10 protein-coding genes are annotated in these 12,627 nt (G+C 45.6%); 1 reads left to right on the top strand and 9 read right to left on the bottom strand.

The window, feature by feature from the left end; translation table 11 throughout:
* Window positions 1–152: 152 nt before the first annotated feature.
* The 8 genes from H6F63_RS14745 to H6F63_RS14710 form a co-directional block, all read right to left on the bottom strand.
* On the bottom strand, window positions 153–1,460 hold the full coding sequence (locus tag H6F63_RS14745; RefSeq protein WP_190638366.1) for a DUF58 domain-containing protein: 1,308 nt from the start codon (window positions 1,458–1,460) through the stop codon (window positions 153–155).
* 54 nt (window positions 1,461–1,514) lie between these two features.
* The gene (locus H6F63_RS14740; protein ID WP_190638365.1) at window positions 1,515–2,462 is read right to left on the bottom strand and encodes a MoxR family ATPase; all 948 of its coding nucleotides are present in this window, start codon (window positions 2,460–2,462) and stop codon (window positions 1,515–1,517) included.
* A 103-nt stretch (window positions 2,463–2,565) separates the two neighbouring features.
* On the bottom strand, window positions 2,566–3,678 hold the full coding sequence (locus H6F63_RS14735; protein WP_190638364.1) for a DUF4350 domain-containing protein: 1,113 nt from the start codon (window positions 3,676–3,678) through the stop codon (window positions 2,566–2,568).
* Window positions 3,675–4,271, bottom strand: a complete 597-nt coding sequence (locus H6F63_RS14730) for a DUF4129 domain-containing protein (RefSeq protein WP_190638363.1) — start codon at window positions 4,269–4,271, stop codon at window positions 3,675–3,677. Before H6F63_RS14730 ends, H6F63_RS14735 begins: the two co-directional genes overlap by 4 nt.
* Window positions 4,272–4,334: 63 nt before the next feature.
* Window positions 4,335–6,839, bottom strand: coding sequence for an EAL domain-containing protein (locus H6F63_RS14725; RefSeq protein ID WP_190638362.1), 2,505 nt, complete (start codon window positions 6,837–6,839; stop codon window positions 4,335–4,337).
* A gap of 186 nt (window positions 6,840–7,025) precedes the next feature.
* Window positions 7,026–7,832: a FecR family protein gene (locus H6F63_RS14720; protein ID WP_199298045.1), complete on the bottom strand. Its 807-nt coding sequence runs from the start codon at window positions 7,830–7,832 to the stop codon at window positions 7,026–7,028.
* Window positions 7,833–7,989: 157 nt separating this feature from the next.
* Window positions 7,990–8,373 (bottom strand): hypothetical protein, encoded by a 384-nt coding sequence (locus H6F63_RS14715; RefSeq protein ID WP_190440633.1) that lies wholly within the window; start codon window positions 8,371–8,373, stop codon window positions 7,990–7,992.
* A 66-nt stretch (window positions 8,374–8,439) separates the two neighbouring features.
* Window positions 8,440–10,758 (bottom strand): bifunctional diguanylate cyclase/phosphodiesterase, encoded by a 2,319-nt coding sequence (locus H6F63_RS14710; RefSeq protein WP_199298044.1) that lies wholly within the window; start codon window positions 10,756–10,758, stop codon window positions 8,440–8,442.
* A gap of 269 nt (window positions 10,759–11,027) precedes the next feature.
* On the opposite strand from H6F63_RS14710, the gene H6F63_RS14705 reads away from it, so the two are divergent.
* Window positions 11,028–11,933, top strand: a complete 906-nt coding sequence (locus H6F63_RS14705; RefSeq protein WP_190638383.1) for a sugar ABC transporter permease — start codon at window positions 11,028–11,030, stop codon at window positions 11,931–11,933.
* A 21-nt stretch (window positions 11,934–11,954) separates the two neighbouring features.
* Here H6F63_RS14705 and H6F63_RS14700 read toward each other — a convergent pair whose 3' ends face one another.
* Window positions 11,955–12,578 (bottom strand): HAD family hydrolase, encoded by a 624-nt coding sequence (locus tag H6F63_RS14700; protein WP_190638359.1) that lies wholly within the window; start codon window positions 12,576–12,578, stop codon window positions 11,955–11,957.
* Window positions 12,579–12,627 lie beyond the last annotated feature (49 nt).

The raw sequence follows: 12,627 nt of genomic DNA, 5'->3' as shown, positions 1-12,627 counted from the left end.
CTGGCTCACAACTCAAATAGGATTGCTATATTCAGGCTTGACTAAATACTTAAAATTCTGATTAGCTTTTTTTTACAATGCTCAACCCAAGCTACAATTTTTTCTTTAGACGCAAAGACGCGAAGAGAAGAAACAGAAGGATTGCTATGGTATTACAACTGATTGCGGGCTTTGAGTTGCAGATAGCGGTCTACAAGTTGTTCACTGATTTGATTGGCGGGTGCATCTAAGACTAAAACGCCTTTTTGCTTGAGTTGGGCAAAAGCTACTTGGCGCTGGGCGAGTAAATCTAGGGCGACAGCACGAGTATAAGTAGCTTCAACTTGTTGGGTGGGGGTGTGCGCCAGTCGGTCAACTTGGGGATCGCGCAGAGTGACGCAAAAAGGTAAGTAACGGGGCGTGAGGCGGCTTAGTGCAGCAAGCAGTTCAGCGGAAGCGGTGACATCAACTATGTCTGTAATTAGAACTACCAAGGCGCGACGAGTTTGCTGAGTTACCAGTTTTGTTACAGCACCAACATAGTCGGGTTCTAACAACACTGGTTGAATGGGGGTGAGACGTTCAGTTAGTTTGGATAGCTGATGCTGACCTCGTTCTGGGGAAATCCAGGTAATTATTTCGCGGTCAAAAACGCCGACTCCCACTTTGTCACCTCGATTTAACCCAGCTAGTGCTAGGGAGAGTGTGCTATTTACTCCCCAATCAAAACGCTTCAAACCCTGTACTCGTGCCGTCATCAAGCGTCCCCGGTCGAGTAAAATAATCAGAGTTTGCTCGCGTTCTGGTTCCAAGACGCGCATCAGTGGGCGACTGCGGCGGGCGGTTGCTTTCCAATCAATTAAGCGGGTATCGTCACCGATACCATATTCTCGCAGTTCGACGAATTCAGTACCCATACCGAAGCGTCGGGATTGGCGCATTGTCCCAGTGTTTTCTAAGGTGAGGCGAATTGAAAGCGATCGCAACCCCACTAAGTCTGGATAAACTGCCACTTCCTGACTTTCCGGGATCTTCCAGTCACGCCAAACTAAACCCCAAGGACTCAGCTGGCGGACTTGAATATCTCCCCAGACAAACTCACCGCGACTATCTGGACGCACAGTATAAGTTAGTTCCTGAGTGCTGTTGGGGTCGATTGTTGTTTCTAGGGTTGGTTTAGAAACCTGAAACTCTAACGGATAGTAGTCCCGCAAGCGGATTTTAGCCGACTGCTTTCCCGATTGCACCGATAAAACAACCGGATTATCCCGCCCAATCGAAAGTCGCTGTAAGGGATAGCGCGTCACTTTTACAGCGTTCGACTTCACCCGTTGTCCGTCCCAGACAGCTAGAAGTAATATCAAAATATCGAATAGCAGGGTGATAAGAATGCTGGTTTTTTCGTCCCAAATGATAGCTAGTATGATAGCGATCGCAATTCCTAGCAGCAATAGAAAATAGAGGCGTTGTGAAGGAATCATAAAACCTCGCAAGATGTGTCACCTTCCCAAGCGATCGCCTGGAAAAGTTAATATTTACCTTGGTACTGATACTTGATTTAGTAGCGACGCAATTACAGAGTCAATCTGTATCCCATCCAACTGCGCCTCTGGTTTCAGGATCAGGCGGTGACGCAAAAGCGGCGACGCAACTACCTTCACATCATCAGGAGTGACATAATTTCGCCCTGCTAACCAAGCTTGCGCCTTACTTGTTTGCAACCAAGCTACAGCCGATCTAGGGGAAGCCCCCAAGGTGATATCGGGATGTTTGCGCGATCGCTGCACCAAAGACAACAAGTAATCTAATATATTATCTTCCACTTTGACAGCTTGAACAGCTTGACGAGCGCTAATAATTTGCTCTACTGTTGCTATAGGTTTGAGAGGAGCCAATTCTATCGCCTTTGAGCGAAACCCGGATTGAACATTCAGCAACATTTGCTTTTCTGCTGCTGTATCTGGGTAATCTACAACAAGTTTAAATAAAAATCGGTCTAATTGTGCTTCTGGTAGAGGATAAGTTCCTTCAAATTCTAGAGAATTTTGGGTAGCAATCACCCAAAATAAATCAGACAGCCGCAAAGTTTCCCCATCTAGCGTCACCTGCTGTTCTTCCATTGCTTCTAACAGCGCTGCTTGGGTTTTTGGTGGTGTGCGGTTAATTTCATCCGCCAGCAAAACTTGGGTAAAAACTGGCCCTTTTTTCAAGGTAAAACTGCGGCTATTTATGTCAAAAATATTCGTTCCTAAAATATCTGATGGCAAAATATCCGGTGTTAGCTGAATCCGACGAAAATCTGCTTGGATTAACTTTGCCAGCACTTTTACCAGTAGGGTTTTTCCCGTTCCTGGTACTCCCTCAATAATTACGTGTCCACCACTTAGCAGCGCTATTAGTAACTGCTGTACCAGGGAAGATTGACCGACAATTATTTTATCTAAAGTTTGACCCAGGCGGGTAAATATAGTGGCTTCATTCATAATTTAGTTGTTAATAATTTCCCCATTTTTTAAAATTTGTAGAGTGCTTCGTAAGCGTAACCCACTCTACCAAATAAAATTGCATTTTGTTGACTCCACGCTCCTAAGATGGAAGGCGACGACGAATTTGCTCCCATTTTTCTAACCAAGCTAACAATTTTAACTCGCTCATTTTAGATTTTCGCGAATGTGAATTTAGCAATGATTCTAGTTCGGTCGCCGGATGTCCCGTTTGCTGTACCCAACCGTCTATAAGAGATTGATGGTCGAGGGGAACCTGTCCTAATCCTAAAGCTTTTTGCAGTTGTAGCTGTTCTTCTTTGCCTACCACCTCGACAACAAACTCAGTGCTATTGGCTTTTTGCAAGACACCTGCTAAGGCTTGGATGTAAGCAACGCTATTATCTATTACTGGTGCTGACAAGGTGAGAGGTTGTCCAAAACGACGATTACCACCCCAGATGGCGACGAGTAGGAGGATGAATCCCGGTACTAAAGCTGGAAATAAAGGCGTTTTTGTGAAATAAATAATTATGTTTTCCCCTTGTTCCCGCTTGATTACTTCTGGATCTTTGTAACCGTGGAGATATTCATCTACTAACAGCTGGTTGGGAATTGATAATTTCTTACTTTCTCCCGATTCCGTAACAATTTGTGCTAGAAATTCATAGTTACTTTTGAAATCTTGATAAGCGTTAGCCGCTAGATGGGGCGTAGTAGCGTAAACAACCTTTCCTTTGCCGATGCTTTCTTCCCAGACAATCGCACCAAAGCGATCGCTTAAAAGTCCTTCCGCATCTATTTTTCTTCGCCGCGTGTCAATCTTTATGATTCCCTGCGGACTATTATGGCGGGTACTAAAAGCGGCTTCTGTAACTGGATGCCGGATTCCCAGAACCACCAAAGTATTACCTTTGTCTACCCATTCTCGCTCTGTTTTGGAAATTTCTGCTTCCATCTGGCTGTAGACGCGCAACAAGGTAATGGGAAGTTTCGCCTCGCTATCAATTAAATCCTCAAAAGGTTTTTGCCAGCGCTGGATAGGGCTTCCTCGTTCTGACATGAAAGCGTACCAAGCGCCATAGCCTGCGGGGTCACGAGCATAAGTAGAACCGCTTTGCTGCTGATTATTGGCAGGCGCAGCTAGGAAAGTTATCAGGATTATTGCGCCAATAGCGATCGCTCCGAATATCCATAATCGCCGCTTTGATTTCATAATGTCTCAATTTCCCGATAAGCTTGCTGGCACTTGTCAAAGACTGAGCGCGAAGCTTCCCCATTTCCAAAACATAGCTGCTGGTGCGTCATAAGCAATATTTTATAGGGGTTTTGCTGAGGTAAATTTTGGATTAATTGCAGATATTCCCCATCAGTTCGGCTGGGTTGGTGAGGGACAATTTCAGTGTCACTTAATCGTTGCAACATAGCCATATATAAACACAGACAGGCTTCGCGGTAGTTACCTTGCTGCTGGAATTTTTGCGATCGCTCTAACCAACGAGCAAGGGATAATTCATTTTCTGATCTTTTTGTAGTCACATCTGACTGTTTCGGTTGGGTTTTAGCAGCATAAAAATAAGGACGCAACATTTGCCCAATCTGCCAAATAGCCCAGACTAAGAATAAACCCAGGAGCGTCCAAAAGGCGAATTTAGCAATTGTTTGTAAAATAGGAGAGTTCAACCAAGATGGTAAGGACATCTTATTTAAGCCGGGAAAATTTATCGTTTCTTGCCACTCCTGAATTCGTTGTTGCAGCTGTTGTATCTGCCAACTAAAACTATTTTTCTCAAAAGAACCTGTAGGCATAAGTTTATTTATATTTGTGTAGCAAGCGATATTCTGTAAGCCGGACAATGCCCACCTTACTTATTACTGAAACTGGGACACCAACAATGCTTCAGCAGCCATAGCATCCACAGGTTTAGAAAAAAAGTATCCCTGCCCATAGTCACATTGCAGCTGCTTAAGCTGAAATAGCTGATCTGTCGTTTCCACGCCTTCAGCAACGACATCCAGCCCTAAATTACGAGCCAGCATAATAATTGTTCGCACAATCTCCCATTTATCAGTCTCATCGCTTCTAGAATTAACAAAAGAACGGTCAATTTTTAAGATATCAATAGGCAGGCGATGCAGACGATCTAAGGATGAGTAACCAGTGCCAAAGTCATCAATTGCTACTTTAATTCCCAAAGCTTTCAACTGCTCAAAATGCGCGATCGCTTTCTCGGCATTTTCCAGCAAGCAGGTTTCGGTAATTTCTAGCTTCAAACTGCTACTCTCCAAGCCAGTATCCCGAATAATTTCGTCTATCCGTTCAACCATATCAGATTGGTCAAACTGCCTGCTAGAGAGATTAATCCCAATCGTCAGGGGATTATTACTAGAAAATTGCTTTTGCCAAGCACGCACCTGACGACAAGCTTCGCCCATTACCCACCAATCCAGATGAGCAATTAGTCCGGTTTCTTCTGCTACCGGGATAAAGTCGCCTGGGTAAACTATACCCCGCCTTGGGTGCTGCCACCGCACCAGCGCCTCAAACCCGGTAATTTTGCCTGTAGAGAGAGAGACAATGGGCTGATAATATACTGCAAATTGACTAATTGTTGATGGCGTATTGATTAAAGCGCCTATTGCCAACCGCAAATCTGTTTCTAATTGCAAAAGCGCGATCGCATCTTTTTGCACACTCGCGTCAAACACTACATAACGCCCTCCACCTTGCGCCTTTGCTTGATACAACGCAATATCAGCATCGCGCAAAAGGTCGGATTTACTATTCTCCTCCTGTCCCTTGCTGCTATTTACGGCAATCCCAATGCTTGTAGTGGCAAATATCTCATATCCGTTGAGGTGAAACGGTGCTGCTAGTGCAGAATTGATATCCTCAGCTACGCGGGTAGCATCGCTTAAGTCGTGGATATCTTCAAGCAGGATGGTGAATTCGTCTCCACCAAGACGCGCCACTGTATCAATTGGGCGGATAATGCTACATAGCCTGTGAGCGATCGCTACTAGCAGTTGATCTCCCACCGTATGACCTAGACTCTCGTTGATTACCTTAAACCGATCCAGATCCAGTAAACAAACGGCAAATAAATCATCCTCCCACTCCTGGGAACGTTCTACAGCCAGCTGCAAACGCTCCTGAAATAAGGCACGATTTGGTAAACTTGTCAAGGAATCGTAAAGCCGTCTTTGCTGCTGCTGCCCTTCGATACGTTGCAGCTGGGCCTTCATCTTCAGCCGCTCTTGGACGCTCAAACTAATTGCCGTTGAACCAAATAATACCAAAGGGGTTGCTATCGGTATCAAGTAACCAGTGTGCAACAGCAATAAACTCAGCATCACCCAGCCGCTACAAAGACTCGCAACTGCGATCAGTTGTTGCTTAGCATTCCAGACGCTGAGAGAGCAGTTCAAGACTATCCCGCCCAACAGCAGGTAAACCAGCAGCGATCGCTCATCTACAATTTGCAGATAGTTTTGTTGCAAAATATTATTAACAACCGTTGCGTGAAGGTGAACGCCACTCGCTGGGGGATGACCGTCAAACGGCGTATTTATCGGGTCAAGAGCAAGTGCTGTAGCACCCACCAAAACAATTTTGCCCTTAAAGACACTCGCAGACACTTTGCCCTGAAGTACAGAAGCAAAGGAATATTGCGGCATCTGACCCATCGACCCCGGCCAGTTCACCCACAGGGGTTGATTCATATTTGGTAGTTTCACCAACTCTTTAGTAAGCGAGTAAACCCGAAGGGCCGTAATGCCTAAAATCGGTACGCCTCCGACTTGCGGTTTGACTTTGCGAGTTATGCCATCAGTGTCTGGACTGTTTAAAACATGACCCGAAGCGATCGCGCTTTCTCTCAGCACTGGCGTGGGAAGCACAGCAGCACCAGTAGCGTCCCACCCCTGCGCCAATACTACCCGACCTTGCCGCAGCATCGCCGCCGCCAATTCTCCATCATCCGGACTACTTTCCGGCATCAGCACATCCATCACCACCACACTTGCTTCTGCCGAAGACAATTTATTTAGTAACTTGGTGTATTGCTTGCGAGGCCAGGGAAAGCGACCCAGTTCCCTTAAGCTGGCATCATCAATGACAATTAATGCTACCCGTTCATCCCAATTAATCGACCCTCGGAGGTGGAATAAACCACGGTAGGCAATTTGTTCCAATGGTTGCCAAATACCCAGAACAGAACCACCAGCGACAGATAAAGTAGCGATCGCACCCCCAAGCGATCGCCACCACCATTTTTTTACTGAGTCAGGATTTTCGTCACCCAACTCACTTTTGTTTAAAAAATGTGGCTGTCTAGGAGAGGTTTTCTCCCCCATATTGCGATCTTCTGATGCCATTAGTAACAACCCTAAAAATCTATTCTCGTTCTTTGGCTGCGGCCTGGGAATGCAAAATGTGAGGTGGTCGCCTCACATCTTGGGTAACTTATTATATTGTGAGGGTGGAGACACAACCTTCAAGAATCCTTCTTTCGGACTTACGCCTGAAAACAAGTAAATAACTTACAATCTGATTTCCTTTCTTTAAGGCACTGCCAATTCATACACCTGTCGCTTTCCCAAAGGTGTTGTCACAACAGCCTCTATACGACGATCAAAAGGTATCGGCACCTTCACATCAAACTGCCCGTTCAAGTTTGTAGCTACAGGAGTGTCAGCAATACTCACCAGATTTGTCGCCTCCACCTTACCTGTAATGCGCGCCATCTGGTTAGCCTCAGTCGTCAGCAATTGAAGTTTCAAACTCGCATCCCCAACATCCCCAGTCATAGCAACCGGAGGTGAAGGCGCTTGACCAGGTATCATCAATATCGAGTACCCAGCGCCTACTAAGACACCTTTTCCTTGAGAAATAGTGAGAACCTTACCCTCGCGGGTTGCTACCCCCGTCTTCCCATCAGGATGAACAATTACACCAAATTCAGTTCCGCGCACCGCACTGACACCAGCCGGAGTCTGAATTTCCAGTTGCGAACCCGGATTAGTAAATGGCACCAATCGCAAGCGGACTTGTCCGCCTGTTACTTGCAGCCGCGTCACTCGCCCTCCGTCCCCTGTACTGTGTAACTCTTGGACGCGCACGGTTGTTTTTTCGGAAACATTTATAACACCCATTTCCGTGTCTACAGCGATAACCGCACTGGATTTGGCACCAGTTTCAATAGCATCGCCGACATTCTGAAGTCGCGTACCAACCCTAGCGGCAAAAGATTTACTTCCTTGATAATAAATTACATTACCGATCATTTGTCGGACTTCCAACCAGCGATTAACTCGTATTTCTTGGATGGCAAAACTTGGTTTTTGGACACCTAAAAAATTAGAAGTCAAGCATATTAATGCAAAATAAATAAAACTATTTATTTTCGGCTGCTGGGAATGGGGTTGAAAAATAAAATTTAAAAAAGACAAATTCATAAAATTTTAGCTGTAGGTCTACCCTAATCAGAATGTCTTTTATAAAGTGAAGACGCAATCCCTCCCCCCCCTATAGGTTACAAGGTACTGGTAGATAAGCAACTCGTGCGTCTAGGTTGTACTGTCGCAGTGTAAGACTCAAAATTTCTGCTGGCGCTCTGTCAGAAAAAGAGCCAGCTTGGATATACAATCCCAGCGGCGAATCGGTTAAAAATGCAGAGGGAGCATACTGCTGCACCTTTTCGAGAACTTGGGGATTGGAGGAGGGAATCGCAACGACATAGGGATTTTCACACGGTTGTCCCAGAACAGTCACGCCGTCTTCCGTCTGAGGTTGGAGAATAGGTTCAAGATTAAGATTTTGAGAACGGGAAGGTTTATTTACCAGCCAGCTCACAGATAGAAAAATCAAAGCTTGCAGTAACCCAAGCAGGGTTTGTTTCAACGGCTGCATTGTGGCGCTGAGATCGCGGTGCGACTCTTTGGTAATAAACGACTCACAGCAGTTTTACACAGATTCTTAGAAATTAGCAATTAGCTGACAGCTGTTTATTAAAGCTCCAACTGATTCTGCGTCCATCGGCTCAAAGAAATAGTTTCCCTGACCATATTCGCACTTCATCTGCTGGAGTTCAGCCAGCTCTTGGGCTGTTTCTATGCCTTGGGCGATCGCGCTCATCCCCAGATTGTGAGCCAGCATTACAATTGCCTGTACAATTGGCAGCCTATATTCATTATTCCAATTGCTTTTTTCCCTGAAGGGAGGCTTTTCGCGGGTACGCTTGTCTGTTGCTAATAACGAACGGTCAAACTTGAGAGCATCGACGGTAAATTGATGCAACTGACTCAAGCAAGAATAACCTTTGCCGAAGTCATCAATGCCGACTATAATATTACGTTTTTTTAACTGCGCTAAAATTTGTGGTGCAGATTCGCCATTTTCCAGCAGGCAACTTTCAGGAATTTCTAGATGCAAACTACTTCCATCGAGATTCATGTCCTGAAGTGCTTGGTCAATTTGCGATAGCAAGTCTGGTTGCAAAAACTGCTTTTTAAACAGATTCACATGAAGAGTTAATTTTTGCTCATGGCATTGCTGCTGCCATGAAATTAGTTGACGACAGGCTTGGCGGAGCATCCACCAGCCAATCGGGATCATTAATTCTGTTTCTTGGGCAATTGGCATAAACTCGGCAGTGGGTACGAAGCCTTTGAGGGGATGCCAAAGCATTAAAAGCGCCTCGAAGCCTGTAATCTTGCCACTAGAAAGCGATACGATTGGCTGATACTGGATTTGAAATTCTTGATTTTCAATTGCCCGCCGTAGATCGGTTTCTAACTGCAACATTGGAAGAGTGCTTTGGTGCATGGTTTTGTCAAACACCTCATAGCGTCCTTTACCCAAGGCTTTAGCACGATATAAAGCTTTATCGGCATCGCGCAAAAGGTCATCTTCAGTGCTAGAGATTGGGGATTGGGGATTGGGGATTTCCTTGTCCCCAGTCTCTTGTCCCTTGTCCCTTACCTCCTCTTCCTCTCTCCGGTTGAGGGCAATACCAATGCTGGCGGCGGTGAAAACTGTGTGTCCGTCTAGGTGAAAAGGGGATGTGAGTTCTGCGTTAATTCTCTGGGCGACACTGGTGGCGTCACTAACATCTTCAATGCCTTCTAGGAGGATGGTAAATTCGTCTCCTCCCAAACGAGCTACGGTATCTTGGGCGCGGATGCAGGTTTCTAGACGGCGAGCCAGCGCTACCAATAATTTATCGCCAACTAGGTGTCCCAAACTGTCGTTCACCAGTTTGAAGCGATCTAAATCCAAAAATAACACAGCAAAACAATAGTCTTTAAACTGTTTAGCTCGCTCCACCGCCTGACTCAAGCGTTCCCTGAACAAAGCTCGGTTAGGCAACCCTGTCAAAGCATCGTAAAATGCGCGTTCTCGCAGCTGCTCTTTAACTCGCTTGCGCTCGGTAACGTCTTCCACCGTGCCTTCATAGTAAAGCAACCTGCCTTCGCGATCGCGCACAGCACGGGCATTTTCCGAAATCCAAATTACACTACCGTCTTTTCGATATACAGCCGACTCAAACCCGGAAACAGCATCGTTTTCTTGCAGCAGGCGGACAAAATATGCCCGACGATTCGGATCGAGGTATAGTTGATGCTCAATATCCGTTAGCCGCGCCATCAGTTGAGCTGGTGACTCATATCCATAAATCCGTGCCAGTGCGGGATTAGCGCTGATGTAACACCCTTGTGACGTTGTTTGGAAAATGCCCTCTATTGCATTTTCAAAGATACTGCGATATTTCGCTTCTGCTTGCCGCAAGGCCTCCTCGGCTTGCTTACGCTCGGTGATGTCGATAATAAAGCCTTCTAAATCTAGCAGTTCTCCCGATCCTGAAACCCCACAACCCTGCTCCCAAACCCATTTTTCTAACCCGGAGGCTGTGGTGATACGGTATACCAGCTGGTATTGGCTATTATCTTCCAAAGCAGCTTGTACATCGTTCCATACTGAGGAGCGATCGTCGGGATGGATGAGCTGCTCCCAGGAGATTCGCTGATTTCCAATTAGTTCTATGGGATGATATTCGGTAAGCTGATAGCAGCCCTCGCTGACATCCTCTATTGTCCATTTCTGGTCGTTGCGGCGGCGGTACGCTATGCCTGGCAGGTTTCTCATCAGGGTAGAAAAGGCGCGTGCTACGAGCAATACCGCTTCGCGATCGCTCTCTTTACAGGCATCTTCTCCCTGCAAAGCATTCGTGATATCAAACGGTGTTTCCAGTACCTGTATCTGCTGCTGAAGATCAACTGGTTTTAACCGCTCCACTTCCAACATCTCCCATAAGAATAAAAAATGTAAAGGTGCTAGAATGCTCGTTGGCTAAAATCAGGCTGTAATTTACTATACCTAATTAAACCAACGTTAATGTATATTAAACTACCTTTACCAGCTTTACTAGGCAGACAACAGTAAAATAGACTACACCCTGCTCAACATTAGTTATTGGCTCATCGCTAATGATTAATCGTTCATGGCAATAAACTAATAGCTATTAGCTATTAGCCCATGACTAATGACCAATGACTACTTTTAATATGCTTCATTGGATACCGAAAAATTGGATCGTTAATAAACAACAACTAATTCCATATTTGTTTTTGTTTCCTGCCTTATTAGTCTTGGGCTTGACCGTTTTTTGGCCTGCATTACAAGCATTTTACCTGTCCTTTACCGAGTACACCGATCTAAGTCAACCGCCGCAGTGGGTCGGCTTTAAGAATTTCCGGTTGTTGTGGAAAGACGCGGTATTTTGGCAGACTCTCAGAAATACACTGTTGTATCTTGCTGGTGTAGTGCCAATTTTAGTTATAGCACCTCTGATGCTGGCGATTTTAGTAAACCAAAAGCTGCGTGGGATCAGCTGGTTTAGGGCTTTTTATTATACGCCCGTAGTAATTTCAATGGTGGTTGCTGGACTTGCCTGGAAGTGGCTTTATGCGGAAAATGGTTTACTAAATCAGATGATTAACCAGACACGATTCATCCCGTTTCTACAATCCGGAATTCCCTGGCTAACCAGTCCTAAGTGGGCAATTTTTAGCGTAATGGCGGTGACGGTGTGGAAAGGATTAGGTTATTACATGGTGATTTATCTAGCTGGGTTGCAATCTATCCCAGGGGATGTTTATGAAGCGGCGGCGATTGATGGTTCTGATGGTATCAGTAAGCACTGGGACATTACGATTCCGTTGATGAAACCGTATATGGTGCTGGTAGCTGTGATTTCTGCTATCTCGGCTACTAAGGTTTTTGAAGAAGTTTATATTATGACTCAGGGAGGCCCGTTAAACAGTTCCAAAACGATTGTTTATTACCTCTACGAGCAGGCTTTTCAAGAACTAGAAATGAGCTATGCTTGCACAATTGGATTGGTGCTGTTTTTGGTAATCTTAGGCTTGTCGATTTTGAATTTGAAGCTGACAAATAGAATACCAAATTAAAAACTTTCGTTGGTTCCAGCCTCACAATTTTCTTTCCTTCTCGTTCCCAGACTGAGGCTGGGAACGAGGATTTTTCAGTATGATGTCAACGGCAGCTGCTAAATCTGGGGCGATGTAATCGGGTTTGGTGTGGTGCTGGTAATCACCAGTGAGGACGCGATCGCCAAAGCCTGTTTGCACTAAAATTCCCGTACAACCAGCATTGTGCGCCATGTCAATATCTGTGGCTTTGTCCCCCACCATAAAGCTACTTGTTATGTCAAGGTCGTGTTCCCAAGCAGCTGCCACCAACATTCCAGTATTTGGCTTGCGCCAGGTACTCCAACGGGTAAATTCTGGATTCATTCCTCCTTCTTCTGGAGACAGATAAGGGCAGTAATACAAAGCATCTAAATGCGCCCCAGCTTCAGCCTGGAGTAGCTGCGCTAGGCGCAGATGCAGGGCATCAACATGACTAGCCGGATAGTAGCCTCTGGCTGGGCCAGATTGGTTGGAGACGAGACAGCAAAACATCTGTCGATCGTTGAGTTGTCGCACCGCCTGAGCCACACCAGGTATCAGATGCAAATCCTCTACTCGGTGAATATACCCAGCTTCGACATTGAGAACGCCATCCCGATCCAAAAATACTGCCGATCTAGCCATTTGTTTCCAGAATGAACTATAGGAAGAATTAAAAATTTTGCATTTTTAA

The sequence above is a fragment of the Trichocoleus sp. FACHB-40 genome (assembly GCF_014695915.1).
In the GTDB taxonomy this organism is placed as follows: domain Bacteria; phylum Cyanobacteriota; class Cyanobacteriia; order Cyanobacteriales; family FACHB-T130; genus Funiculus; species Funiculus sociatus.
The sequence above is the reverse complement of the archived record's forward strand: the minus strand, read 5'-3'. Positions and strand labels throughout refer to the sequence as shown.

Coding starts and splice junctions, on each gene's coding strand:
- H6F63_RS14740 (WP_190638365.1), bottom strand. CDS start 2,462: ATGAATGAAGCCACTATATTTACCCGCCTGGGTCAAACTTTAGATAAA.
- H6F63_RS14715 (WP_190440633.1), bottom strand. CDS start 8,373: ATGCAGCCGTTGAAACAAACCCTGCTTGGGTTACTGCAAGCTTTGATT.
- H6F63_RS14705 (WP_190638383.1), top strand. CDS start 11,028: ATGCTTCATTGGATACCGAAAAATTGGATCGTTAATAAACAACAACTA.
- H6F63_RS14725 (WP_190638362.1), bottom strand. CDS start 6,839: ATGGCATCAGAAGATCGCAATATGGGGGAGAAAACCTCTCCTAGACAG.
- H6F63_RS14745 (WP_190638366.1), bottom strand. CDS start 1,460: ATGATTCCTTCACAACGCCTCTATTTTCTATTGCTGCTAGGAATTGCG.
- H6F63_RS14730 (WP_190638363.1), bottom strand. CDS start 4,271: ATGCCTACAGGTTCTTTTGAGAAAAATAGTTTTAGTTGGCAGATACAA.
- H6F63_RS14700 (WP_190638359.1), bottom strand. CDS start 12,578: ATGGCTAGATCGGCAGTATTTTTGGATCGGGATGGCGTTCTCAATGTC.
- H6F63_RS14735 (WP_190638364.1), bottom strand. CDS start 3,678: ATGAAATCAAAGCGGCGATTATGGATATTCGGAGCGATCGCTATTGGC.